The organism is Citrobacter sp. CK185 (assembly GCF_030333565.1).
Taxonomy (GTDB): domain Bacteria; phylum Pseudomonadota; class Gammaproteobacteria; order Enterobacterales; family Enterobacteriaceae; genus Citrobacter_B; species Citrobacter_B koseri.
In genome coordinates this window covers 150681-176233 of sequence record NZ_JAOWFR010000022.1, presented here as the reverse complement: position 1 = coordinate 176233, position 25553 = coordinate 150681, and the positions used below count along the sequence as shown (strand labels likewise).

General features: G+C 54.8%; 24 protein-coding genes and 1 riboswitch. Of the genes, 15 read left to right on the top strand and 9 right to left on the bottom strand.

Annotation, left to right across the window (positions count from 1 at the left end; all coding sequences use genetic code 11):
* Positions 1–40 precede the first annotated feature (40 nt).
* Positions 41–246: riboswitch (FMN riboswitch) on the top strand.
* A 105-nt stretch (positions 247–351) separates the two neighbouring features.
* Together ribB and OGV79_RS06575 are read left to right on the top strand one after the other, a co-directional pair.
* Positions 352–1005, top strand: a complete 654-nt coding sequence (ribB, locus tag OGV79_RS06580) for a 3,4-dihydroxy-2-butanone-4-phosphate synthase (protein ID WP_012135173.1) — start codon at positions 352–354, stop codon at positions 1003–1005.
* A gap of 293 nt (positions 1006–1298) precedes the next feature.
* Positions 1299–1475: a hypothetical protein gene (locus OGV79_RS06575; protein ID WP_012135172.1), complete on the top strand. Its 177-nt coding sequence runs from the start codon at positions 1299–1301 to the stop codon at positions 1473–1475.
* Between the two features lie 19 nt (positions 1476–1494).
* Here OGV79_RS06575 and zupT read toward each other — a convergent pair whose 3' ends face one another.
* The gene (gene zupT / locus OGV79_RS06570; protein ID WP_024130960.1) at positions 1495–2268 is read right to left on the bottom strand and encodes a zinc transporter ZupT; all 774 of its coding nucleotides are present in this window, start codon (positions 2266–2268) and stop codon (positions 1495–1497) included.
* Positions 2269–2409: 141 nt separating this feature from the next.
* Here zupT and ygiD point away from each other — a divergent pair, with 141 nt between their 5' ends.
* Positions 2410–3198, top strand: a complete 789-nt coding sequence (gene ygiD, locus OGV79_RS06565) for a 4,5-DOPA-extradiol-dioxygenase (RefSeq protein WP_047461156.1) — start codon at positions 2410–2412, stop codon at positions 3196–3198.
* A gap of 85 nt (positions 3199–3283) precedes the next feature.
* Here the strand turns inward: ygiD and OGV79_RS06560 are convergent, their stop codons facing one another.
* From OGV79_RS06560 to tolC, 3 genes are all read right to left on the bottom strand, one after another.
* On the bottom strand, positions 3284–4444 hold the full coding sequence (locus OGV79_RS06560) for a glutathionylspermidine synthase family protein (protein WP_012135169.1): 1161 nt from the start codon (positions 4442–4444) through the stop codon (positions 3284–3286).
* A gap of 5 nt (positions 4445–4449) precedes the next feature.
* Complete coding sequence (locus OGV79_RS06555) at positions 4450–5118, bottom strand: DUF1190 family protein (protein ID WP_012135168.1); 669 nt, start codon at positions 5116–5118, stop codon at positions 4450–4452.
* A gap of 215 nt (positions 5119–5333) precedes the next feature.
* A complete protein-coding gene (gene tolC / locus OGV79_RS06550) occupies positions 5334–6803 on the bottom strand; it encodes an outer membrane channel protein TolC (protein WP_012135166.1) in 1470 nt (489 codons plus the stop codon).
* Between the two features lie 199 nt (positions 6804–7002).
* Between tolC and nudF the strand changes: the two genes are divergently transcribed.
* The 5 genes from nudF to parE are packed head-to-tail and all read left to right on the top strand — an operon-like array spanning position 7003 to position 11408.
* Positions 7003–7635 (top strand): ADP-ribose diphosphatase, encoded by a 633-nt coding sequence (nudF, locus tag OGV79_RS06545; RefSeq protein ID WP_024130957.1) that lies wholly within the window; start codon positions 7003–7005, stop codon positions 7633–7635.
* Entirely contained in the window at positions 7632–8054 is a 423-nt protein-coding gene (locus OGV79_RS06540) for a DUF1249 family protein (RefSeq protein ID WP_012135164.1), read from the top strand. Before nudF ends, OGV79_RS06540 begins: the two co-directional genes overlap by 4 nt.
* Positions 8055–8078: 24 nt before the next feature.
* Complete coding sequence (gene cpdA, locus OGV79_RS06535; protein ID WP_012135163.1) at positions 8079–8906, top strand: 3',5'-cyclic-AMP phosphodiesterase; 828 nt, start codon at positions 8079–8081, stop codon at positions 8904–8906.
* Positions 8906–9487, top strand: a complete 582-nt coding sequence (gene yqiA / locus OGV79_RS06530; RefSeq protein ID WP_012135162.1) for an esterase YqiA — start codon at positions 8906–8908, stop codon at positions 9485–9487. The genes cpdA and yqiA overlap by 1 nt, the downstream gene beginning before the upstream one ends.
* Before the next feature lie 28 nt (positions 9488–9515).
* Positions 9516–11408 (top strand): DNA topoisomerase IV subunit B, encoded by a 1893-nt coding sequence (gene parE / locus OGV79_RS06525; RefSeq protein ID WP_012135161.1) that lies wholly within the window; start codon positions 9516–9518, stop codon positions 11406–11408.
* Between the two features lie 75 nt (positions 11409–11483).
* Here the strand turns inward: parE and OGV79_RS06520 are convergent, their stop codons facing one another.
* Positions 11484–12335 (bottom strand): helix-turn-helix transcriptional regulator, encoded by an 852-nt coding sequence (locus OGV79_RS06520; protein WP_012135160.1) that lies wholly within the window; start codon positions 12333–12335, stop codon positions 11484–11486.
* A gap of 165 nt (positions 12336–12500) precedes the next feature.
* On the opposite strand from OGV79_RS06520, the gene OGV79_RS06515 reads away from it, so the two are divergent.
* The 3 genes from OGV79_RS06515 to OGV79_RS06505 are packed head-to-tail and all read left to right on the top strand — an operon-like array spanning position 12501 to position 16847.
* Positions 12501–14321: a DUF2264 domain-containing protein gene (locus OGV79_RS06515; protein WP_200075974.1), complete on the top strand. Its 1821-nt coding sequence runs from the start codon at positions 12501–12503 to the stop codon at positions 14319–14321.
* Positions 14322–14353: 32 nt separating this feature from the next.
* On the top strand, positions 14354–15622 hold the full coding sequence (locus OGV79_RS06510) for an oligosaccharide MFS transporter (RefSeq protein ID WP_012135158.1): 1269 nt from the start codon (positions 14354–14356) through the stop codon (positions 15620–15622).
* A gap of 34 nt (positions 15623–15656) precedes the next feature.
* Positions 15657–16847 carry a glycoside hydrolase family 88 protein gene (locus OGV79_RS06505; protein WP_112001547.1) on the top strand — a complete coding sequence of 397 codons (1191 nt, stop codon included), beginning with the start codon at positions 15657–15659 and terminating at the stop codon, positions 16845–16847.
* 213 nt (positions 16848–17060) lie between these two features.
* Here OGV79_RS06505 and OGV79_RS06500 read toward each other — a convergent pair whose 3' ends face one another.
* From OGV79_RS06500 to qseB, 4 genes are all read right to left on the bottom strand, one after another.
* The gene (locus OGV79_RS06500; protein ID WP_012135156.1) at positions 17061–17375 is read right to left on the bottom strand and encodes a putative quinol monooxygenase; all 315 of its coding nucleotides are present in this window, start codon (positions 17373–17375) and stop codon (positions 17061–17063) included.
* A 30-nt stretch (positions 17376–17405) separates the two neighbouring features.
* Entirely contained in the window at positions 17406–17987 is a 582-nt protein-coding gene (locus OGV79_RS06495) for an NAD(P)H-dependent oxidoreductase (protein ID WP_047461170.1), read from the bottom strand.
* A gap of 109 nt (positions 17988–18096) precedes the next feature.
* Complete coding sequence (gene qseC, locus OGV79_RS06490; protein WP_012135154.1) at positions 18097–19446, bottom strand: quorum sensing histidine kinase QseC; 1350 nt, start codon at positions 19444–19446, stop codon at positions 18097–18099.
* Positions 19443–20102, bottom strand: a complete 660-nt coding sequence (qseB, locus tag OGV79_RS06485) for a quorum sensing response regulator transcription factor QseB (RefSeq protein WP_012135153.1) — start codon at positions 20100–20102, stop codon at positions 19443–19445. Before qseB ends, qseC begins: the two co-directional genes overlap by 4 nt.
* Positions 20103–20255: 153 nt before the next feature.
* Between qseB and OGV79_RS06480 the strand changes: the two genes are divergently transcribed.
* From OGV79_RS06480 to ftsP, 4 genes are all read left to right on the top strand, one after another.
* Positions 20256–20648, top strand: coding sequence for a YgiW/YdeI family stress tolerance OB fold protein (locus OGV79_RS06480; RefSeq protein WP_012135152.1), 393 nt, complete (start codon positions 20256–20258; stop codon positions 20646–20648).
* Positions 20649–20779: 131 nt separating this feature from the next.
* Entirely contained in the window at positions 20780–23038 is a 2259-nt protein-coding gene (parC, locus tag OGV79_RS06475; RefSeq protein ID WP_012135151.1) for a DNA topoisomerase IV subunit A, read from the top strand.
* Between the two features lie 240 nt (positions 23039–23278).
* Positions 23279–24016, top strand: coding sequence for a 1-acylglycerol-3-phosphate O-acyltransferase (gene plsC / locus OGV79_RS06470; RefSeq protein WP_047461176.1), 738 nt, complete (start codon positions 23279–23281; stop codon positions 24014–24016).
* Positions 24017–24086: 70 nt separating this feature from the next.
* Positions 24087–25499, top strand: a complete 1413-nt coding sequence (gene ftsP, locus OGV79_RS06465) for a cell division protein FtsP (protein WP_012135149.1) — start codon at positions 24087–24089, stop codon at positions 25497–25499.
* Positions 25500–25553: the final 54 nt, after the last annotated feature.

The following is a 25553-nucleotide window of genomic DNA, read 5'->3' as shown; positions in this document are numbered from 1 at the left end:
AGGCGTTGATGAAGGTAATCAATAGCGTTATAGTTAACTCGCTTATTCTCAGGGCGGGGCGAAATTCCCCACCGGCGGTAAATCAGCGTATGTCCAAAAGATTTCGCGTTGCGACAATGCAGCAGCGGCGTGAAAGATGAAGGACAGGTTGAAAGCCCGCGAGCGCTTCAGGTGCAAATCTGAAGGTCAGCAGATCCGGTGTAATTCCGGGGCCGACGGTTAAAGTCCGGATGGGAGAGAGTAACGATCCAGTCGGGCATGGGCCCGCTCACGTTATTTTTTTGCCGCTTGTCGGTACTCCTAAGACTGCCCTGATTCTGGTAACCATAATTTTAATGAGGTTTTTTTACCATGAATCAGACGCTACTTTCCTCTTTTGGTACGCCTTTTGAACGTGTGGAACATGCGCTATCCGCGCTGCGTGAAGGACGCGGTGTGATGGTGCTTGACGATGAAGATCGCGAAAACGAAGGCGATATGATTTTCCCGGCCGAGACCATGACCGTTGAGCAGATGGCGCTGACCATTCGCCACGGCAGCGGCATTGTTTGTCTGTGCATCACTGAAGATCGTCGCAAGCAGCTCGATCTGCCGATGATGGTGGAGAACAATACCAGCGCCTACGGCACCGGTTTTACCGTGACCATTGAAGCCGCAAAAGGCGTGACTACCGGCGTTTCTGCCGCAGACCGCGTAACGACCGTTCGCGCAGCCATTGCCGATGGCGCGAAACCTGCCGATCTGCACCGTCCAGGCCACGTTTTCCCGCTGCGCGCGCAGCCGGGTGGCGTTCTGACCCGCGGCGGCCATACTGAAGCCACCATCGATCTGGTGACGCTGGCCGGGTTCAAACCTGCTGGCGTACTGTGCGAGCTGACGAATGACGATGGCACAATGGCGCGCGCGCCGGAATGCATCGCGTTTGCCGGTAAACACAACATGGCAGTAGTGACGATCGAAGATCTGGTGGCTTACCGCCAGGCGCACGAGCGTAAAGCCAGCTAATTCTGTAGGCCTGATAAGCGAAGCGCCATCAGGCGATGAGATGATAATAAAAACCGAAGCCGGTTCGCAGGCTTCGGTTTTTTGTGTTTACAGAGGTCATTAATCCCGCCGTTTATCCCTTATATTTTGCTTTTTTAAACATCCCATCTGTTAATAAAAGCCCAACCTTTTTCTCTATGATCAAAATCATATTCTCGATTTCATACTGTGCCAGTATATAGGGCTACCTCAATATAGGTAGAAAAGGTTATAACGCTAATTGTTTGGTAATATTAGATTTTAAGGGTAAGAGGATGTTTATCGCCTGGTATTGGCTCGTCTTAATTTTTCTGGTGATCGTAGGGTATTTTTGCCATATGAAACGCTATTGTAAGGCGTTTCGGCAGGACAGAGATGCGCTGCTGGAAATCCGCAATAAATTACTTCGTCGCGATGATGAAGAACGCGTTATGACCAAAGAGCAGGAATAAGCGCTTCCTGCTGCCTCTGTTATCCGATTCCCATCGCCTGAAGCACGACAAGACTCAACCCCATCACCGACATTCCACACAGTACGCCGTAGCTGGGATTATTATTAGGGTCGATCTCTTTTGCCAGCGGCATCAGCTCATCAACGGATAATGCCACCATAATTCCCGCGACGGCGGCCATGATGGACGCCATAACGACCGGTGAGATCAGGCTGCCCAGAATAAGCCACGCCATTACACCGCCAAGAATTTCCGCCATCCCGGAGATACCGGCCCAGAAAATCGCTGTCCGTTTTGAACCGGTTGCGGCGTAGACTGGCCCGGCGACCGCTAATCCTTCAGGAATATTGTGCAAGGCGACCGCCAGGGCAATGCCAAAACCCAATTCGAGGTTGCTGCTGGCGGTGACGAAGGTGGCGATACCTTCCGGGAAGTTGTGCAGACTGATGCCCAGCGTCAGCAGGATGGCGGTGCGTTTTATCGAGCCGGGGAGAGGGCGCGCGGTTTTTTGCACTAAATCTTGTGGGTGGGCGTGGGGAAGCAGCCTGTCGAGACCGAAATAACCCAACAAGCCGATAATAAACATGCCGTAACCCAGCACCGGAGACATGCCGTCCGCCGCCAGCGCGGCTGGCAGCATCTCCATCAGCGAGATCAACAGCATAATGCCTGCGGCGAATCCCAGTGAAAACGCCAGCACGCGGTTGGACGGTTTTTGCCCCAGCACGCCAAGAAACGCGCCAATAAAGGTGGCGGCGCCCGCCAGTAAGGTCAGAATTAAAGGTACTGACATCGACAACTCCTTATGATTCAACTGTCCGAACCTGACCTTCAAAATAACTGATGATCTTCATCATGGTTATCTGAGTTCTTCATCCATCGAAAAAGCGTATTGTGATGATATCAAAATGACTCCCTCAGTAAGGATATCATCATGTCTTCAACACGTATGCCAGCATTGTTTTTAGGTCACGGTAGCCCGATGAACGTTCTGGAAGATAATGTGTATACCCGCGCCTGGCGGCATCTGGGGGATACATTGCCGCGTCCAAAAGCGATTGTCGTTGTCTCGGCGCACTGGTTCACGCGAGGGACGGGCGTGACGGCGATGGAAGCGCCAAAGACGATCCATGATTTTGGCGGCTTTCCTCAGGCATTGTATGACACGCACTATCCTGCGCCCGGTTCGCCGGAACTGGCGCAACATCTGGTTGAGTTGCTGTCGCCGACGCCGGTCGCGCTGGATAAAGAGGCGTGGGGCTTTGATCACGGCTCCTGGGGCGTGTTGATCAAGATGTACCCGAATGCGGATATCCCGATGGTGCAGTTGAGCATCGACAGTACCAAACCAGCGGCCTGGCATTTTGAAACAGGGCGCAAACTGGCGGCGTTGCGGGACGAAGGCATTATGCTGGTCGCCAGTGGCAATGTGGTGCATAACCTGCGCACGGCGCGCTGGCATGGCGAGAATACGCCCTACCCGTGGGCAACGTCATTCAATGAGTATGTGAAAGCGAATCTGACATGGCAGGGGCCGGTAGAACAGCATCCGCTGGTTAATTACCTCGATCATGAAGGAGGATCGCTGTCGAACCCAACGCCGGATCACTATCTGCCGCTGCTGTATGTGTTAGGCGCATGGGATGGCAAAGAGCCGGTGACGATCCCGGTTGACGGCATCGAGATGGGCAGCCTGAGTATGCTGTCGGTACAGGTGGGATGATTAATGCCCGATGGCGCTACGCTTGTCGGGCCTACGGCACGAATTGTAGGCCGGGTAAGGCGGAGCCGCCACCCGGCACAAGAAACTATTCGACAAAGATATGCGGGTAGAAGCGGGACAGATCCTGGGTGATCAACGCTCTGTCTTCGCGAATACCGATCCCGGCTGGTTGATCGTTGATCAACCAGCTGCCAATCAGCATATAGCTGTCGCCAAACTTCGGCAGCGGACAGAACTGCTGCACAATCATGCCTTCTTCGCCGTAAGGGCCTTCCACCGCTTCGATCGTTTTCCCGTTCTCAATGATGGAGACGTTAGCGCCTTCACGCGAGAAGATCGGTTTGACGACGAATTTTTCCATTTGCGGATAGTCATCTTCCGCAAAATAAGCCGGCAGCAGGTTAGGGTGATCCGGGAACATTTCCCATAACATTGGGAGCAGCGCTTTATTGGAGATAATGCTCTTCCAGGCCGGTTCCAGCCAGCGAACGCCAGCATCTTCCAGCTTGGTGGAGAACATTTCACGCAGCATAAATTCCCACGGATAGAGCTTAAACAGATTGGCAATCACCTGATCCTGCAAGTCCGAAAACTGACCTTTTTCACCCAGGCCGATATCTTCAATGTAGAGGAACTCGGTGGCGATTTCAGCTTCGGCGGCGCAGTCCTGTAGATACTGGATCGTCCCGCGATCTTCCACGGTATCGCGACAGCAGGTGAGGTGCAGCAGTTGGAAGCCATACTGCTCACGCAGCTCGGCGAAGCGTTCGATCAGCTTTTCTTGCAGACTGTTAAACTGATCGCTGCCTTCCGGCAGGTTGCCCGCATTGAGCTGGTCTTCCAGCCAGATCCACTGGAAAAACGCGGCCTCATACAGTGAGGTCGGCGTATCGGCATTATTTTCTAAAAGTTTAGGCTCACCCGTGCCATCCCACGCCAGATCGAGGCGGGAATAGAGTGACGGCTGCTGCGTTTGCCAGGACTGACGTACAAAGCCCCAGGTATGCTTAGGAATGCGAAACTTCGTCATCAGCTCATCGCTGGCGATCACTTTCTCCACGACCTTAAGGCACATCTGGTGCAGTTCAGCGGTGACGTCTTCCAGCTTCTCAACCTGGTCGAGCGTCAGCTTGTAGTACGCGTCTTCACACCAGTACGGTTCCCCGTACATCGTGTGAAAATTAAAACCGTATTCGGTGGCTTTCTCGCGCCAGTCCGGGCGCTCAGTAATACTGATTCTTTCCATGCGTCTTAGCCGCCCATCGAACGATTCGAGGTGCCGGTGGCGCTACGCTGCATCGTGCTTTGTTTTGCCACTGACTCGCCAAAACCACCACGGGTAACGGTTGTGGTTGTAGCGGGCTTCGGCGCCATCGCGGTTTTCGGTACAGTCATGGTACGGCCAGGCTGTGCGGCGCCGTAGTTCTTGCCGCTGGCGTCGGTGTATTTACCGTAGGCCGGGCTGGCCGGGTTTTTTGAACTGAACAGTGGTTGCTGAGCAAAGCCCGCGCCGCCGCCCATCATTCGGCCCATCATGTAGCCCGCCATCAGCGGCATCCAGAAGCTGCCGCTGGATTGCGCCTGCGCCTGATTTTCCGGCGCCATGCCAGCCTGAGCCGGCGCCTGCTGGCACTGGCCTTCGCCGAATTCAGCCACGCAGTCTTCACGCGTCGCGTATTTCGGCGCGGTACGTTCCGCTTCTTTCAGGGCATTGTTGAATGCGGTCGTACATTCAGCGTTTTTGCCCGGGTTCGCCGCCGAGCAGTCGTCGGCGTTTTGATACAGCGAAACCGTTTCGTCGCTTTTTTCACAGCCGGCCAGCATAAAGACAGCGGTAACCGCCAGCGCAACCGGAGTAAGATGACGTGCGCTCCAGCTTTTGCGGAACGAGGCGTGATGTATAGATTTTGTCCGTTTCATTTTTGTCTTCCAGGACCCAGTGGTAAACACAATAAATAATGCTCAGGATAGTGGATGGCTGGTCGAAATTGAAGCGAGAAGAGGCGAGAATGCGGCAGAATGGCGGGATCTTTACGTTGCCTTACGTTCAGACAAGGTTTAGCGCCCGGTGGCGCGACGCTTACCCTGCCTGGAATCAGGTAGGCTCAATAAGCGAAGCGCCATCGGGCAATTCATCAGTTACGGAACGGGTTGTTACCGTTGCTGCTGGTGGAACGTGCTGAAGCAGGCTGAACCGTACTGGCATTATAGCCATCCGCCGCTGCATCCTGCTGCGGGGTTTCCGGCGCGACGTTGTCCGGGGATGTCGAGATCGGTTTACCCAGCGCATTGTTCAGCGCCACCAGATCCTGCTCGTTCAACGTACCGAGAGCATTCTTGATGTTCAGCTGGTTAATCAGATAGTTATAACGCGCATTCGCCAGTTGTTGCTTCGCTTCATACAGCGCGGTGGTGGCATCCAGCACGTCAACAATGGTACGCGTACCCACGGAATAACCGGCTTCGTTTGCATCCAAAGAGCTTTGCGCGGAAACAACGGCCTGTTTGTAAGCGTTAATGCTGCTGATAGAAGCATTAATGTTGTTGAAGGAAGAGCGCACGGTCTGCACGACGCTGCGGTGCGCGCTTTCCAGCTGTTCGCTCGCGCCAACAAAGTTGTACTGCGCCTGTTTCACCTGAGAGTTGACCATCCCACCCTGATACAGCGGCAGCGAGAAGCTCAGGCCGATTTTGTTCTGGCCCATATTGCTGTCGTCATACTGCGTGCTGTTATGGGTTTTAGAGCCGCTATAAGAGGTGTCAGACACGCCGGTAGAAGCGGTTAAATCCAGCGTTGGCAGATGGCCGTCCTGCGCCTGGCGGATTTGCTCGCGCGCCAGATCCTGGCTCAGACGCGCCTGTAACAGCGTCAGGTTACGGTTTTCGGCCTCTTTCAGCAGCGCGTTAACGGCCTGCGGCTTGTCAGTTTTAAAGTTCGTGACATTCAGCGAAGCCAGTTCCGGGTAGTAGTTACCAGTGACCTGGCGCAATTCTTCTACGGCGTTATCCAGATTGTTGCGGGCGGTGACTTCGTTCGCCAGCACGGTATCGTATTGTGCACGGGCGTTTTGCACGTCAGTGATAGCGACCAGGCCGACGTTAAAACGCTGGGTGGTTTGATCTAACTGACGATAAACGGCTTCTTTCTGCGCCTGCGTATAAGAGAGAACGTCAATGGCGTTCAGGACTTTAAAGTAGGCGCTCGCCGTATTGAGGATCAGCGTTTGCTGATCGGTCTGGAACGTGACGTCCTGGATACCTGCGGATTTTTCCTGCAACGTCAGCGCGCGCCATTTTGACATATCAAAAAGGGTCTGGGTTAATTGCAGAGAGGCGCTGGTGGCGTTGGAGTTGATGCCATTCGCATCACGATAGCCGTTGCTGTAGGTGTAATCGGCACCTAAACCCAGTTGCGGCAGTAAAGGACTACGCGCTTCGTTAATTTTTTCGAATGCAGCATCGCGATCGGCGGCGGATTTACGCAATTCCGGGTTGCTCAGGCGTGCTTGCTGATAAACTTGCATCAGGTTCTCTGCCTGGCTCAGTGTGCTGAACCCCGTCAGGCTCAGGCCGATAAGGATGGGGAGCAATTTCTTCATTTGCATTCCTTGTTGTGAAGCAGTATTTAGCGCTGATCAAATTGTAAAAATAATTGCTGATTCTAGCAGAATCCGCCACTGCAAAAAGTTGGCGTTACGTGCCATCCGGCGTTAATTTGCACCAATTTATCACAAGGTCGCTGAAACGGCAGTCAAACGCCCTTGAAATTCACATTTTAATCACTATTGGTACCAGGACAGCACAATGCATAAACCAGACAACTCGCCAATGACTTTCTCCAAAAACGATGTAGAAATTATTGCACGAGAAACGCTATATCGCGGTTTTTTTTCACTGGATCTCTATCGTTTCCGCCACCGCCTGTTCAACGGTGAAATGAGCGGTGAAGTGAAACGCGAAATTTTTGAGCGCGGCCACGCCGCAGTGTTGCTACCCTTTGACCCTGAGCGCGACGAAATTGTACTGGTCGAACAGATTCGTATCGCGGCGTATGACACCAGCGAGACGCCGTGGTTGCTGGAAATGGTCGCCGGGATGATCGAAGAGGGCGAAACCGTTGAGGAGGTCGCTCGTCGCGAAGCAATGGAAGAGGCCGGACTTGAGGTCAAACGGACGAAACCGGTCATGAGTTACCTGGCAAGCCCCGGCGGCACCAGCGAGCGTCTTTCTATTTTAGTGGGCGAAGTGGATGCCACGACCGCAAACGGGATTCATGGTCTGGCCGATGAAAACGAAGATATTCGTGTTCATGTGGTAAGTCGGGAGCAGGCTTACCAGTGGGTAGAAGAGGGGAAAATCGACAACGCGGCTTCTGTCATCGCTTTGCAATGGCTGCAACTGCACTATCAAGAGTTAAAACACGAGTGGAAAAAATGAAGCGTTACACACCTGACTTCCCTGAAATGATGCGCCTGTGCGAAACTAATTTTTCGCAATTGCGCCGCCTGTTGCCGCGCAATGACGCACCCGGCGAAACAGTAAGCTATCAGGTGGCCAACGCGCAATATCGGTTAACGATCGTTGAATCGACCCGATACACTACGCTTGTTGCGATCGAGCAGACGGCGCCAGCCATTACGTACTGGAGCCTGCCGTCACTTACGGTGCGCCTGTACCATGACGCGATGGTGGCCGAAGTGTGTTCAAGTCAGCAGATCTTTCGCTTCAAAGCGCGGTATGATTATCCAAATAAAAAGTTGCATCAACGCGACGAAAAGCATCAAATTAATCAGTTTCTGGCCGACTGGCTGCGTTACTGTTTAGCACATGGAGCGATGGCGATTCCGGTTTATTAGCGTCGTGAAACCTAAGGACACCATTTGGAAAGCCTGTTAACCCTTCCTCTGGCTGGTGAGGCCAGAGTCAGGATCTTACAAATTACCGATACTCACCTGTTTGCCGAAAAACATGAAACGCTGCTGGGCGTGAATACCTGGGAAAGTTACCAGGCGGTGCTGGATGCGATTCATGCCGGGCAGCACGAATACGATCTGATCGTGGCGACAGGTGATTTAGCGCAGGATCAAACGGCTGCGGCCTATCAGCACTTTGCTGAAGGTATCGCAAGCTTTCGCGCGCCTTGCGTTTGGTTGCCGGGTAACCATGACTTTCAGCCCGCGATGTACAGCGCGTTGCAGGAAGCGGGGATCTCCCCGGCCAAACGCGTGTTTATCGGCGATCAATGGCAAATCTTGCTGCTGGATAGCCAGGTTTTTGGCGTACCGCATGGTGAATTGAGCGACTTTCAGCTTGAATGGCTGGAGCGCAAACTTGCCGATGCGCCGGAGCGCCACACCTTGCTGCTTCTGCATCACCATCCATTGCCTTCGGGATGCAGCTGGCTGGATCAGCACAGCCTGCGTAACGCGGCCGAACTGGACAGCGTGCTGGCGAACTATCCACGCGTCAAATACCTGCTGTGCGGTCATATTCATCAGGAGCTGGATCTTGACTGGAATGGCCGCCGCCTGCTGGCGACGCCGTCCACCTGCGTCCAGTTCAAGCCGCACTGCGCGAACTTCACGCTGGACACGATAGGGCCAGGCTGGCGGACGCTGGAACTGTACGCCGAGGGTTCTCTGGAAACGCAAGTGCATCGTCTGCCGGGGACTCAATTCCGACCCGATACCGCTTCGGAAGGATACTGATGTCTACGCTTCTTTATCTGCATGGGTTTAATAGCTCTCCGCGTTCGGCAAAGGCATGTCAGCTTAAAAGCTGGCTGGCGGAGCGCCACCCTCATGTTGAGATGATCGTGCCGCAACTGCCGCCGTATCCTGCCGATGCGGCAGAGTTGCTGGAATCTATCGTGCTTGAACACGGTGGAGCGCCGCTCGGCGTCGTCGGATCGTCGCTGGGCGGCTATTACGCCACCTGGCTGTCGCAGTGTTTTATGTTGCCTGCGGTGGTGGTGAACCCGGCGGTGCGGCCGTTTGAACTGCTGACCGACTACCTCGGTCAGAACGAGAACCCCTACACCGGGCAGCAATATGTGCTAGAGTCTCGCCATATTTACGATCTTAAAGTCATGCAGATTGACCCGCTGGAAGCGCCGGATTTGATCTGGTTGCTGCAACAGACGGGGGATGAAGTGTTGGACTACCGCCAGGCGGTGGCGTATTACGCCTCCTGCCGCCAGACCGTTATCGAGGGCGGAAACCATGCATTCACGGGCTTCGAAGATTATTTCAACCAGATTGTCGATTTCCTTGGACTGCACAGTTTCTGACAATCAATTCGAATTGCTAATTTAAATCATGACGCAAACTTATAACGCTGATGCCATTGAGGTACTCACTGGGCTAGAGCCGGTACGCCGCCGCCCGGGGATGTACACCGATACAACCCGCCCGAACCATCTTGGGCAGGAAGTGATTGATAACAGTGTGGATGAAGCACTGGCGGGTCACGCAAAACGCGTGGATGTGATTTTACATGCCGATCAGTCACTGGAAGTGATTGATGATGGCCGTGGGATGCCAGTGGATATCCACCCGGAAGAGGGCGTTCCGGCGGTTGAACTGATCCTCTGCCGACTGCATGCGGGCGGTAAGTTCTCCAACAAGAACTACCAGTTCTCCGGCGGTCTGCACGGGGTGGGGATTTCCGTCGTCAACGCCTTGTCAAAACGCGTGGAAGTCACCGTGCGTCGTGATGCTCAGGTCTATAGCATCGCCTTTGAAAACGGCGAGAAAGTGCAGGATCTTCAGGTTGTCGGGACATGCGGTAAACGTAATACCGGCACCAGCGTTCACTTCTGGCCGGATGAAACCTTTTTCGACAGCCCGCGTTTTTCCGTCTCTCGCTTAACCCATATCCTGAAAGCGAAAGCGGTGCTGTGCCCTGGCGTTGAAATCACCTTTAAAGATGAGGTCAACAATAGCGAGCAGCGCTGGTGCTATCAGGATGGCCTGAACGACTATCTGGGCGAAGCGGTTAACGGCTTGCCGACCCTTCCTGAAAAACCGTTTATCGGTAATTTTGCCGGTGATACGGAAGCCGTAGACTGGGCGCTGCTGTGGCTGCCGGAAGGCGGCGAGCTGCTGACCGAAAGCTACGTTAACCTGATTCCGACGATGCAGGGCGGCACCCATGTAAACGGGCTGCGCCAGGGTCTGCTGGACGCGATGCGTGAATTCTGCGAATACCGCAATATTCTGCCGCGCGGCGTGAAGCTGTCTGCGGAAGATATCTGGGATCGCTGCGCTTACGTGCTCTCGGTGAAGATGCAGGACCCGCAGTTCGCCGGGCAGACCAAAGAGCGTCTCTCTTCGCGCCAGTGTGCGGCGTTTGTGTCGGGCGTGGTGAAAGACGCCTTCAGCCTGTGGCTGAATCAGAACGTTCAGTCTGCGGAGCTGCTGGCGGAGATGGCCATTTCCAGCGCCCAGCGTCGACTGCGCGCGGCGAAGAAAGTAGTGCGCAAAAAGCTGACCAGTGGCCCGGCGCTGCCGGGTAAACTGGCGGACTGTACCGCGCAGGATCTCAATCGTACCGAACTGTTCCTCGTGGAAGGGGACTCGGCGGGCGGTTCCGCCAAGCAGGCGCGCGATCGTGAATATCAGGCGATCATGCCGCTGAAAGGTAAGATCCTCAACACCTGGGAAGTCTCTTCCGATGAAGTGCTGGCATCGCAGGAAGTACACGATATTTCTGTGGCGATCGGCATCGATCCAGACAGCGACGATCTGAGCCAGCTGCGTTACGGCAAGATCTGTATCCTGGCGGATGCGGACTCCGATGGTCTGCACATCGCCACGCTGCTCTGCGCCCTGTTTGTGAAGCACTTCCGCACGCTGGTGAAGCACGGGCACGTCTATGTTGCGCTGCCGCCGTTGTACCGTATCGATCTCGGCAAAGAGGTCTACTATGCGCTGACGGAAGAAGAGAAAGCGGGCGTGCTGGAACAGTTGAAGCGTAAGAAAGGCAAGCCGAACGTGCAGCGCTTTAAAGGTCTGGGTGAAATGAACCCGATGCAGCTGCGTGAAACCACGCTCGATCCGAACACCCGTCGCCTGGTGCAGCTCACTATCAGCGACGAAGACGATCAGCGTACCAACGCCATGATGGATATGCTGCTGGCGAAGAAACGCTCCGAAGACCGTCGCAACTGGTTGCAGGAAAAAGGCGATATGGCGGATCTCGACGCGTAATCGACCATTGAATGCCTTATCCGGCCTACGCTCGCATTGTGCCCGTAGGCCGGATAAGCGAAGCGTCATCCGGCGTTACTGTCTATGCCGCTTGCGATACTGCAACGGCGTTTCGCCAATCCCTTTGCCAAAGGCGCTAATAAAGTACGTCACGTCTGAAAACCCCACCTGTCGGGCAATCTCCCGCACACTCTCCTCGCTGTGTAACAACGCTTCGCAGGCTTTGCGTAACCGAAGGGTATTGAGGTAATTGAGGATGCTTTCACCGGTTTCAAAATGAAAGCGCCGGGAAATGTAGCTTTTTGATTTTCCTGACTCTTCTGCCAGCTCGCTGAGGCTGAATTTACGGGTGTAATTCTCATCCAGCCAGAACATCACCTGGCTTGCTATTCCGGTGCCAATCTCCGTCATATTGACGTTATCTTCGGGCAACAGGCTAAATAAACTCAATAACAGGCAGGAAATCTGTTCGGCGTTAAGCGGCTTGAGCGCTGCCATTTTTTCGTAACGGCTGAAGAGAAAATCAACGTGCGGGTGAATATCCGCCACATCGAATACTCTGGCCTCGCCGCCACGTACGGTCAGACTTTGCAGACGCTGTTGATTAAGCGGAAAATCGCGCAGCACTTTCAGTACCGCATGCTGATCGAGGTGAATAATGGTTCGGCGGTAGTGGTCTTGCGCCTGCTCATCCACCATGATTTTATGCAGGGTAAAGGGCGGGAAAAAGAACAATCGACCTGGCCGCATGGTGTATTGCTGGTGATCGACGATCACCACGCCAAATCCTTCCTCCACATACAGCACCTCCAGACACTGATGCCAGTGGTGATAGCGAACCGAATTAGCAAATAATCGACTAAATGACGCAATGGCGTCATTGAGCGCGATCAGTTCCAGATGTTCCTGAGATGAGGGTGCATTCATAGTGCAACAGATTTAAATTTTTGCCGCTGAATTCTGGTTTATAAACCTTGTTTTTAAATTTTTTCAATCACTGTTTTATTTTAATTCTATTGGTGTGATTGAGATAACATTTCCGCTTGTCGGCGATTCACTATCCTTTAGCCACTTAATTCAGAGGGGCAGAGTATGTGGTCGGCAACTGAAGAAAAATCAAATCCATTGTCATTCCGTGAAGACGTAATCAGCGCCGTCACAACGATGCTGAGCGCGCTGGATAAACAGTTTCCCGCAGGGGCGGCGCAGTTTTCACTGGGTGACACCTGCGCGCACTACAGTGTGGATATCGCCTGCATGGAAGGGCTCTCCAGAGCGTTATGGGGTCTGTTTCCTCTGATGGCTGGCGGCGCTGAGGTGCCGTTTGCTGATAAGTATATTCAGGCGATTAAACTCGGCACCGATCCACTCAGTCCGCACTACTGGGGCGATACCGACCCTTACGATCAGCGCCTGGTTGAGATGGCCGCCTACGGCCTCGGCCTGGCGTTGTTGCAAACGCGTTTAACCGACAAGTTCAGCGAAACGGAACTGGCGAATGTTCATCGCTGGCTAAACCAGATTACCGACGCGCAAATGCCGGACAGCAACTGGAACTACTTTGCGATTATCGTCCAGTTGGGTTTCAAACGTGCCGGGCTGCCGTTCGATCAGGCGGCGATCGACCGCCGTTTTACGATGATGGAAGCGTACTACCTGGGTGACGGCTGGTATGCCGATGGCCCCGGTCGCCCAAAAGATTACTACATCTCGATGGCTTTCCATTTTTACGGGCTGTTGTACGCCACGCTGAACCCGGAAGATGCTGCCCGTGCCGCCACCCTGCGCGAACGCGCTCGCCTGTTTGCCGCTGATTTTATCTACATGTCGGCAGCAGATGGCGCATCCGTACCGTTTGGCCGCAGTCTGACCTATCGCTTTGCGATGGTCGCGTTCTGGAGCGCGGCGGCGTTTGCTGAGCTGGATGTCTTCTCGCCGGGCGTGATTAAAGGGGTGATCCTGCGGCATCTGCGCTGGTGGTGGCAGCAGCCGATTGTCGATCGTGACGGCATTCTGACGCTGGGGTTTGCTTATCCGAACCTGGCGATGTGTGAAGATTACAACTCGCCGGGCTCCCCTTACTGGGCGCTGAAGGTCTTTTTGATCCTCGCCTTGCCGGACGATCACGCCTTCTGGCAGGCCGAAGAACTCCCGCTGCCGCAATGCGCAGAAAAACACGTTATTCCCCATGCCGCACAAATTTTGCAGCACAGTGAGAATTCAGACCATGTCACGATGCTGACTTCGGGCCAGCTTGAACTGAATAACTACGTTAACACCGAAGCGAAATACACGAAGTTTGCCTACTCCAGCCGTTTTGGTTTCACCATTGAACGCGGACGCTATGGCCTTAAACATGCGGCGTGCGACTCCATGCTGCTGCTGGCGGATGGCGACAACTATTTCCGTGGCCGCCGTCGCTGCGACGAAGTGCGGGTCGATGAGAATTTTATTTTTTCCCGCTGGTCTCCGTGGCATGACGTCACTGTCGAGACCTGGCTGGCGCCCTTCGGCGAGTGGCATCTCCGCCTGCACCGCATCCACAGCGCGCGAACGTTGCAAACCGTGGAAGGCGGCTTTGCGGTGATGAAAACGGCGCATCAGCTCAGTGAGCGCGGATGCTACCTGGCGGCGGAAAACGGATGCAGCACGATCGTCGATCTGTCGCCCGCGCTGGCCCGCCAACCGGACAGCATTATTACGCCGCCGAACAGCAGCATTATGTTTGCACAATGCGCCGCGATTCCACTGCTTACCGCAGAAATTGCACAGGGCGAAAGCTGGCTGTGTTGCGCGGTTTCTGCTTCCGGGCAACAGAAAAAATATACGGCAATTCCGCAACTGCAAATAAACGATAACCAGGTGGTTATTCGCGAACCAGAAAGCGCACGCCAGTTATCGTTCTTTTTATAAAACTCTGGCCCCTACACGTTGGCGAGGATGGTATGAAAAATTGTTCAACAAATAACAGAACTGAATATTATAAAATCAGTAGCTTTATATTCCTCTATTTCTTTACCTGGTCTGCCAGTATTGGTTTACTGGCCATCTGGCTGGGGCAGAAAGCACAGCTAAGCGGCACGGTTATTGGTACGGTGTTTGCGGTAAACGGTATTTTTGCGGTCATTCTGAAGCCCATTTATGGCTACATTCTCGATAAAATCGGCATGAGCAAATACCTGCTCTATTTTGTTGTGATGATGTCGGCACTAATGGCGCCATTCTTTATTTATGTTTATCAGCCATTATTGCTTTCAAACACCATGCTGGGCATTGTTATCGGCGCGATTTACCTGAGCTTTGCCTGGTATGCTGGCGTGGCGGCTTGTGAATCCTACTCTGACCGCTTCAGCCGTCTTAACGGCATGGAGTTTGGCCAAATCCGCATGTGGGGCTCGCTGGGGTGGGCGGTGGCGTCGTCGTTTTCCGGCCTGCTGTTTAACCTCTCTCCGGCGTATAACTTCATTATGGGCAGCGTGGCGTCGGTAGTGATGCTGGTGGTACTGCTGAGTCTGAAAGTGAATGTGAATGCGGCAAACGCAGCGGACGTGCTGACAAAAGAGAAAATCGTCCCGGCGGATGTCTACGCGCTGTTGCGCAGCCGTAAGTTCTGGGCGTTCTGTCTGTACGTCGCCGGCGTGGCGTGGATGATGTTTATCGCAGAGCAGCAGTTCTCCCGCTACTTTGTCACCTTCTTCTCTGACGTTCATGAAGGCAACGCGGTGTTTGGCTATCTGGGAACCGTGCAGTCGGGAATGGAATTTGTCATGTATATGGTGGTTCCATTATTTGTTAACGCGATCGGCGCTAAACGCGGTTTGTTGATTGTGGGGGCGCTGGTTGGCGCGCGTCTGATTATTTCCGGGCTGTGTGATTCACACCTGCTCATCTCTGTACTGAAGCCGCTGTATGGTCTGGAAATCTGTCTGCTGTTGGTTTCGGTCTTTAAATACATTGCTGAACACTTTGATAAACGCGTCAATGCGACCATGTATTTATTGGGCTATCAGGCGATGCTGTATGTCGGCAATGTGGTGATCTCTTCACCTGCCGGATTAATGTATGACCGAATTGGTTTTGAGAAAACGTATATCATCATGGGGATTATTGCGCTGACCTTTACGCTTATTTCGGCATTTACCTTATCGGCATGTCAGAGTAAATCCCGCCATCGTACTGCTATTGAGATCGCCGAAAATAATACGGCGCATTAAATTTCATTGGGTTTAATTTAGAAGGAACCGAAATATGTTAAATCATATCGTTGAGGAAACGTTGCGCGCATTTCCTGGCAGCCCGGTTGACGCCGGAACTTTTCAGGATGAAATGATCGGCGCGCGTGAACACGTCCTCGAACTGATTAGCCGTCATTTAACGGAATTCGGTGAAAAATTTCCTGCCGAAACCTGCGTTAACGGTTATTACCCGTTAACTGACAATGTTGAGTGGACCACCAGCTTCTGGACCGGGCAGCTGTGGCTGGCGTGGGAGATGAGCGGCGAGGCGAAATATCGTGAACTGGCGGAAAAACATGTGCGTTCTTTTGGCCTGCGTATTGCCGGACGCCACGACACCAACACCCACGATCTGGGGTTCCTTTATACCCTGTCCTGCGTCGCAGCCTGGCGACTGACGGGCAACCGTGATGCGCGTGGTTTTTCGCTGATGGCGGCGGAAGCGCTACTGGAGCGTTTCCATGAAAAGGCGCAGATTATCCAGGCGTGGGGCGATCTTAACGATCCCGAACAGGCCGGGCGGATGATCATCGACTGCAACATGAACCTGCCGCTGCTGTACTGGGCGAGCGAGCAGACGGGCGATCCGCGTTTTGCCGAGGCGGCAAAAGCCCATGTGGCGCAGGCCGCGAAATACCTGATTCGTGAAGATGCGTCCACCTTCCATACTTACTACATGGATGTGAAAACCGGCGCGCCGCGTTACGGCAACACCCAGCAGGGTTATGCGGATGATTCATGTTGGTCGCGCGGTCAGGCGTGGGGGATTTATGGCTTCCTGCTGAGCTATATCTACACGGGCGACAAAGAGATGGTGGCGCTGTCGAAAAAGCTGGCGAACTATTTCCTTAATCGCCTGCCGGAAGACGCGGTCTGCCATTGGGATCTGGCGCTGGTGGGGACAGACGCGCTGCGTGACGCCTCGTCGGCGGCGATTGCCGTGTGCGGCCTGCTGGAGTTGATCAAACACCTGCCCGTGACCGATCCGGATCGTGAGCGTTATCAGCAGTGGGCGATGGGAATCATGTCATCGCTAACGAAGCGCTATCTGATGGCGAAAAATGAGAAGGGGAACGGGCTGTTGAAACATTCGGTGTACCACCTTTCGAGCAACAAAGGGGTCGATGAGTGTGCTAGCTGGGGGGATTATTTCTACGTGGAAGCGTTAACGCGTTTTACCCAGTGCTGGAAGCTGTACTGGTAACCATATTGCCCGGAATTGCCTGGAATTGCCCGGTGGCACTGCGTTTACCGGGCCTACATTCAGGGAATGCGCTGTCGTGCTGTAGGCCGGATAAGCGGAGCGCCATCCGGCGTTAGTGTAGTGCTGTAGGCCGGATAAGCGGAGCGCCATCCGGCGTTAGTGTAGTGCTGTAGGCCGGATAAGCGAAGCGCCATCCGGCATTTAGCGCAAAACTTAAACGCCTGACTCCAGAATACGGATACTTGTTTCCAGCACGTCGCCTTTAACGGCTTCGGCGTAGGCTTTCATATGTGGGGTTTGCAAATGCGCTTCGAGATGCGCAACGCTTTCCCACTGTTCAACCATCACGATTGAGTCAGGTGCGGTCGTCTGAAAGGCCACGCCCGCAGCGTGATCGACCATCGGCGCGTAGCCGTGGCAACCCTCTTCTTTCAGCACGGTCGGAATGATTTTGGCAAACTGATCCAGTACCGCCTGACGGTGATGTTGACCTGGACGGGTACGGATTTCAGCAATGACAGTAAGCATGGTTAACTCCTTCTAATTCCAGGCTACTAGTTAACCAAAAATCTCGCTCAGATGCTTGCGATATTCTGCGATATAACGCGGGACATCCGGCATTTTGATGACGTCATTGGTGATAAAGGTCGGCAGCGCTTCCATTCCGAGGAACTGATTGGCCTTGTGGAACGGCAGGTATACGCCATCCACGCCAACGCCGTGGAAGAACTGATCGTTGTCGGTGAAAGCCTCCATCGGTGCGTTCCAGGTCAGAGAAAGCATGTATTTTTTCCCCTGAATCAGACCGCCGGAGCCGTATTTTTTTGACGCGTCCGAACGGGTGCGGCCATCGCTGGCGTACAGCGTACCGTGGCCTTCGGTAAAGACGTCATCCATGTATTTTTTTACGGTCCACGGCGCGCCCATCCACCAGCCAGGCATCTGCCAGATAACCACGTCAGCCCAGACGAAGTGCTGGACTTCGGCTTTGACATCGTAATCACTTTCAGCGCGGACGATTTTGACATCATGCCCGAGGTCGCGCAGAAGGCCATCCGCCACTTCGGTCAGGGTGTCGTTCAACTGACCATTGGAGTGCGCAAATTTTTTCGCCCCGTTGATAATCAGAATGTTGCTCATTATTTGTCCTCTCAGGAATGCGTTTGAAACAGATTTTACGCAGATGAGCGGCCCGGTGAAATGAGCAAAATGTGCAAAGTCTTTTGCTCATTGCGCAATAATCTTGCGATCACCAGGTTACTACGGCTTCAAAGCCTCCTTCCGGCGCATTGCCAAACGAGACGCTCATCCCATGCAGCGAGGCGATGCGGCGGACAATCGACAAACCCAGACCACTGCCGGTGACGCTCTGCCCTGGCGGGCGATAGAATCGTTCGCCGATACGCGCCAGCACCGCCGGCGAAACGCCGGGGCCATTATCCCGGACGGTAAAATACCGGGCATTCAGCGTCACGTTCACCACGCTGCCCTGTGGGCTGTAACGAATGGCGTTATCCAGCAAATTGCGCACCAGCAGGCTGAGCAGCAGCGGTTGGCCCGTGCGCGTGACGTTGTGGGCGTTAACGTGCAGACGCACGTCAATATGCGCCTGCTGGGCCGGTTGCCAGATATCCATCACGGCGGATTGCAATAGTGCCTCCAGCGAGACTTCCGCGACATCTTGCAGGTTATCGAGCGAGTCGAGCCGTGAAAGGGTTAAGAGCTGGTCCACCAGGCGCGTGGCGCGCTCAATCCCCGTATGCAGTTGCATGAGCGCTTTTTGACGCGCCTGCGGGTCGTCGTCCGAGAGCTGCGCCACCTCGGTTTGTACTTTCAGCGCAGTGAGCGGGCTGCGTAACTCATGCGCTGCGTCCGACGTGAATTGCCGCTCGCGCACCATCATCGAATGCGTACGGGCAAATAACTGGTTGAGCGCGCTGACTAACGGACGAACCTCACTTGGCACACCCTTATCGTCAAGCGGCTCTTCCGATTCCGGGGAGCGCAAACGCAGCGCCTGGGCGAGCTTTTTCAGCGGCCTGAGTTCCCGGCTAAGCAGTACAATCAGGATGAGCAGCATCAGCGGAAGCGCGATCAGCCACGGCGTTAGCTGCGCGGTGACAATCGCCAGCGCCATATCCTCGCGGTACTCCAGCTCCTGAGCGACGACGATACGGTACTTGCCATCCGCAGAGGTCAGCCAGACAAAACGCCATTTATCATCATCGCCATTCAGGTATCCGTCATCAAAACCTTCCCGACGGTAGCTGTAGGGAATATCCCGGCCATTATCGCCATCGTTCAGCACCATTCTGCCGTCGGCGGTATACACCGCAAAGGCCAGCACATCGTCATCGACATGACCATGCTTCAATTTTTTCGGCGTCTGCGCCATCCGTTCAGGCGCCGAGATTTCGTTGACATCCAGAGTAATAAGGCGCTTCGCAAACAGCATGAGCTGGGTATCAAACAGCTCGTCGACGTTGTCGGTCGTCTGTTTCCAGGCCACGAAGCTGGAGGCCACCCAGGTGATGGCGGCCAGTATCAGAAAAATAAGCGTGAGCCTGACGCGCAGGCTGAGACGTTGTGTGAGTTTCATGGGTTGCCCAGGGTGTAGCCGATCCCGTGTACGGTGCGGATAAAATCACTGCCCAGCTTACGGCGTAAATGATGAACATGTACCTCAATGGTATTGCTGGAGACATCTTCGTCCCAGGTATACAGCTTCTCTTCGATGAGCTTACGCGGCAACACGCGCCCGACGTTGCGCATCAGCAGCTCCAGCAGGGCAAACTCTTTCGGCTTCAGGGGCAGCGGATCGCCTGCCAGCGTCGCGACCAGATTACCGGGATTGAGCGTAACCTGGCCGTGGCGCAGTTCGTTGCTCACCTGGCCGTTAGCGCGGCGTAACAGCGCCTCCAGGCGGGCGGCGACTTCAATCAGCGCGAAAGGTTTGCACAGATAGTCGTCCGCCCCCAGACGCAGCCCCTCCACGCGCTCCGCCAGCGCATCGCGCGCCGTCAGAATCAGTACGGGTTCGCGTTTTCCCTGTTCACGCCATTCGCGCAGGATATCCCGCCCGTCCATCCCCGGTAGCGTAAGGTCGAGGATCACCGCATCATAAGGCGCGCTGTAGAGCGCTTCTTTACCCTGACGACCTTCGGTGAACCAGTCGACGCTGAACCCCATTTTGCTTAAACCCGCCTTGATGCCGTCGCCAATCAGCGCGTCATCTTCTACCAGTAAAATACGCATATGTTCATCCCTGCGGTGACTCTTTCTCTCGCCAGTAAACCCTGTCGTGGCGCGCGTTGTACAGAAAAAAAAGTATCTTTTTTTGCCTTAAGAAGTTGTTAAGGATTACCTTATTTAATTGAGACGAAACAGCGTAAAAAGGGAGAGAGAGTCATGAAAAAATTGGCTGCAATGGTTGCCGTAATGGCGTTGTGTTCCGCTCCGGTTCTGGCGGCTCAGCAAGGTGGATTTTCTGGCCCGACGGCGACGCAAAGTCAGGGCGGCGGGTTTGTTGGCCCGAACGGGAGTAATACGACCGTAGAAAGCGCGAAATCAATGCGTGATGACGCCTGGGTCACCCTGCGCGGTAACATCGTTGAGCGTATCTCCGACGATCTGTATCTGTTCAAGGATGCCACCGGGACGGTGAATGTCGATATCGACCACAAACGCTGGAACGGCGTTACCGTAACGCCGCAGGACCTGGTTGAAATCCAGGGCGAAGTGGATAAAGACTGGAATTCCGTTGAAATCGACGTGAAGCAAATCACCAAAGTCGCCAAATAAACCCCATCAGGGCCGCACTCGCGGCCCTTTTTCTTTGTGACTCAACGCGCCAGATAAGGTAGTATCTGCGGCAATATTGCCTGACGGATACTGGGTTATTGTTCAGGCTAACAGTTGAGGAACCACGATTAATGAGCGATATGGCAGAGCGCCTTGCGCTGCATGAATTCACGGAAAACGCCTATCTGAACTACTCCATGTACGTCATCATGGACAGGGCGTTGCCGTTTATTGGTGACGGACTGAAGCCGGTTCAGCGTCGCATCGTGTACGCGATGTCTGAACTGGGGCTGAACGCCAGCGCCAAATTTAAAAAATCCGCCCGTACCGTCGGCGACGTGCTGGGTAAATACCATCCGCACGGCGACAGCGCCTGTTATGAAGCGATGGTGCTGATGGCGCAGCCGTTCTCTTACCGTTACCCGCTGGTTGACGGGCAGGGGAACTGGGGCGCGCCGGACGATCCGAAATCCTTCGCGGCGATGCGTTATACCGAATCCCGTCTGTCGAAATACGCGGAAGTCCTGCTGAGTGAACTCGGTCAGGGGACGGCGGACTGGGTGCCGAACTTTGATGGCACCCTGCAAGAGCCGAAGATGCTGCCTGCGCGTCTGCCCAATATTCTGCTCAACGGCACCACCGGCATCGCCGTTGGGATGGCGACAGACATTCCGCCGCATAACCTGCGCGAAGTGGCGAAAGCCGCGATCACCCTGATTGAGCAGCCGAAAACAACGCTTGAGCAGGTGCTGGATATCGTGCAGGGGCCGGACTACCCGACCGAAGCGGAAATCATCACTTCCCGTGCGGAAATCCGTAAGATTTACGAAAATGGTCGCGGCTCCGTGCGTATGCGCGCGGTATGGAAAAAAGAAGATGGCGCGGTGGTGATTACCGCGCTGCCGCACCAGGTGTCCGGCGCTCGCGTACTGGAGCAGATCGCCGCCCAGATGCGGAACAAAAAGCTGCCGATGGTTGACGATCTGCGCGACGAGTCCGATCACGAAAATCCGACCCGTCTGGTGATCGTGCCGCGTTCCAACCGCGTGGATATGGAGCAGGTGATGAACCACCTGTTTGCGACCACGGACCTGGAAAAGAGCTACCGCATCAACCTGAACATGATCGGTCTGGACGGTCGCCCGGCGGTGAAAAACCTGCTGGAGATCCTGACCGAATGGCTGGCGTTCCGTCGCGATACCGTGCGTCGTCGCCTGAACTATCGTCTGGAGAAAGTCCTCAAGCGCCTGCATATTCTGGAAGGTTTGCTGGTGGCGTTTCTCAATATCGACGAAGTGATTGAGATAATCCGCCATGAGGATGAACCGAAACCGGCGCTGATGTCGCGTTTTGGCATCACGGAAACCCAGGCCGAAGCCATCCTCGAACTGAAACTGCGCCATCTCGCCAAACTGGAAGAGATGAAGATTCGCGGCGAGCAGGATGAGCTGGCGAAAGAGCGCGATCAATTGCAGGGCATTCTGGCCTCCGAGCGCAAAATGAACACCCTGCTGAAGAAAGAGTTGCAGGCGGATTCAGACGCGTATGGCGACGATCGCCGCTCCCCACTGCGCGAGCGTGAAGAAGCTAAAGCGATGAGCGAGCATGACATGCTGCCGTCTGAACCGGTGACGATCGTGCTGTCGCAGATGGGCTGGGTGCGTAGCGCCAAAGGCCATGATATTGACGCACAGGGTCTGAACTATAAATCGGGCGACAGCTGGAAAGCCTCGGCGAAAGGCAAGAGCAACCAGCCGGTGGTGTTTATCGACACGACCGGGCGCAGCTACGCCATCGACCCGATTACGCTGCCGTCGGCGCGTGGTCAGGGCGAGCCGTTGACCGGTAAGCTGACGCTGCCGCCGGGCGCGACCGTAGAGCATATGCTGATGGAAGGGGATGAGCAGAAACTGCTGATGGCCTCGGACGCCGGCTATGGTTTCGTCTGTACCTTTAACGATCTGGTCGCCCGCAACCGCGCGGGTAAAGCGCTGATCACGTTGCCGGAAAACGCGCACGTTATGCCGCCGGTGGTGATTGAAGATGAAACCGATATGCTGCTGGCGATCACCGCCGCCGGGCGTATGTTGATGTTCCCGGTCAGCGATCTGCCGCAGTTGTCGAAGGGGAAAGGGAACAAGATCATCAACATTCCGTCTGCGGAAGCGGCCAGAGGCGACGATACGCTGGCCCAGCTCTACGTTCTGCCGCCGCAAAGCACGCTCACGATTCATGTCGGCAAGCGCAAAATCAAACTGCGCCCTGAAGAGCTGCAAAAAGTGACCGGCGAGCGCGGTCGTCGCGGTACGCTGATGCGCGGTTTGCAGCGCATCGATCGTATTGAGATTGACTCGCCACGACGCGCCCGCGACGGCGACAGCGAAGAATAAGGCGATTTTAAGCGCCATCAGGCCATCTCATTGTGCCGGATGGCGGCGTAAACGCCTTGTCCGGCCTGCGGTTTTAACGATGCTGTCAGGCCGGATTAACAATAAAATTTCCCGTAAAACCGTTGTTTATTCGCGCATTGCGATTAACAATACGCTTTTCCAGAGAGCCGCTCTTAACAAAGCCCTAACCTGATATCAGGTGACGTAGAATGCGACGCTCTTAGGCCTTCAGAGGTTGTTATGCTATATATCTTTCGTCTAATCATTACCGTTATTTACTGCATTCTTGTCTGCATTTTCGGTTCGATCTACTGCCTTTTCAGCCCGCGTAACCCGAAGCATGTCGCGACGTTTGGCCATATGTTTGGCCGTCTGGCGCCGCTTTATGGCCTGAAGGTGGAGTGCCGTAAGCCTGCTGATGCCGAAAGCTATGGCAACGCTATCTATATCGCTAACCATCAGAACAACTACGATATGGTGACGGCAGCCAACATTGTGCAACCGCCTACGGTGACGGTCGGCAAAAAGAGCCTGGTCTGGATCCCGTTTTTTGGCCAGCTGTACTGGTTAACCGGTAACTTGTTGATTGACCGAAATAATCGTGCCAAAGCGCACGGCACAATCGCAGAAGTGGTGAGCCATTTTAAAAAGCGCCGTATCTCTATCTGGATGTTCCCGGAAGGAACGCGCAGCCGTGGCCGTGGCCTGCTGCCGTTTAAAACCGGCGCCTTTCATGCCGCTATCGCCGCCGGTGTTCCGGTGATTCCAGTGTGTGTTTCCAATACATCGAATAAAATTAAGCTTAACCGACTGAATAACGGTCTGGTGATTGTAGAGATGCTGCCGCCGGTGGACATCAGCCAGTTTGGTAAGGATCAGGTTCGTGAACTGGCGGCGCATTGCCGCTCGTTGATGGAACAAAAAATTGCAGAACTCGATCAGGAAATTGCAGAGCGCGAAGCGACCGGCAAAGTCTGAATCAGTGTGATCGCGTTTTTGTGGGAAACGACTTCCTGCGCACTCTTTGTCTGTTTTAAATGGAGCTTATATGTCACTCAGTCGGCGTCAGTTCATTCAGGCTTCGGGGATCGCACTGTGTGCCGGTGCCGTTCCGCTGAAGGCTAATGCAGCCGGTCAGCAGCAGCCTCTGCCCGTTCCGCCGCTGCTGGAGTCCCGTCGCGGGCAGCCGTTGTTTATGACGTTGCAGCGCGCGCACTGGTCCTTTACGCAGGGTACGCGCGCGCCCGTCTGGGGGATTAACGGGCGTTACCTGGGGCCGACGATTCGCGTCTGGAAAGGGGATGACGTTAAGCTCATCTACAGCAACCGTCTGACTGAAAATGTCTCCATGACCGTCAGCGGATTGCAGGTGCCGGGGCCGCTGATGGGCGGCCCTGCGCGGATGATGTCGCCCAACGCTGACTGGGCGCCGGTATTGCCGATTCGTCAGAACGCCGCCGTGCTGTGGTATCACGCCAATACGCCAAACCGTACCGCGCAGCAGGTCTATAACGGCCTTGCCGGGATGTGGCTGATCGAGGATGAGGTCAGCAAATCGCTGCCGATCCCCAATCATTACGGCGTGGATGATTTCCCGATCATTATCCAGGATAAGCGACTGGATAATTTCGGTACGCCGGAGTACAGCGAACCGGGCAGCGGCGGGTTTGTTGGCGATACGCTGCTGGTCAACGGCGCACAGAGTCCTTACGTGGAGGTTTCCCGCGGCTGGGTACGACTGCGCTTGCTGAATGCGTCGAACTCTCGCCGTTACCAGTTGCAAATGAGCGACGGTCGCGCGCTGCATGTTATTTCTGGCGATCAGGGACTTTTACCCGCGCCGGTGTCCGTCAAACAACTGTCGCTGGCGCCCGGTGAACGCCGGGAAATTCTGGTCGATATGACCAACGGCGATGAGGTGTCGATCACCTGCGGGGAAGCGGCCAGTATTGTCGATCGCATCCGTGGCTTCTTTGAACCTTCCAGCATTCTGGTCTCTACGCTGGTGCTGACCTTACGGCCAACCGGGCTGCTGCCGCTGGTGACTGACAGCCTGCCGATGCGTTTATTGCCCACGGAGATTGTCAGCGGCGCGCCGATTCGCAGCCGGGATATCAGCCTCGGGGACGATCCCGGCATCAACGGGCAATTGTGGGACGTCAACCGCATTGATATCACCGCCCAGCAAGGTTCCTGGGAGCGCTGGACCGTTCGCGCCGATATGCCGCAACCCTTCCATATTGAGGGTGTCTCTTTCCTGATCCGCAACGTCAATGGCGCCATGCCGTTCCCGGAAGATCGGGGCTGGAAAGATACGGTATGGGTGGACGGACAGGTGGAATTGCTGGTTTATTACGGACAGCCATCCTGGGCGCACTTCCCGTTCTACTTCAACAGCCAGACGCTGGAAATGGCCGACCGGGGGTCTATCGGACAAATGCTGGTGAACCCGGCGCCGTAAATCTTCCCTCGCCCGTAAGGGCGAGAAGTGAATACCTTTCTCTTTCGTTCCGGC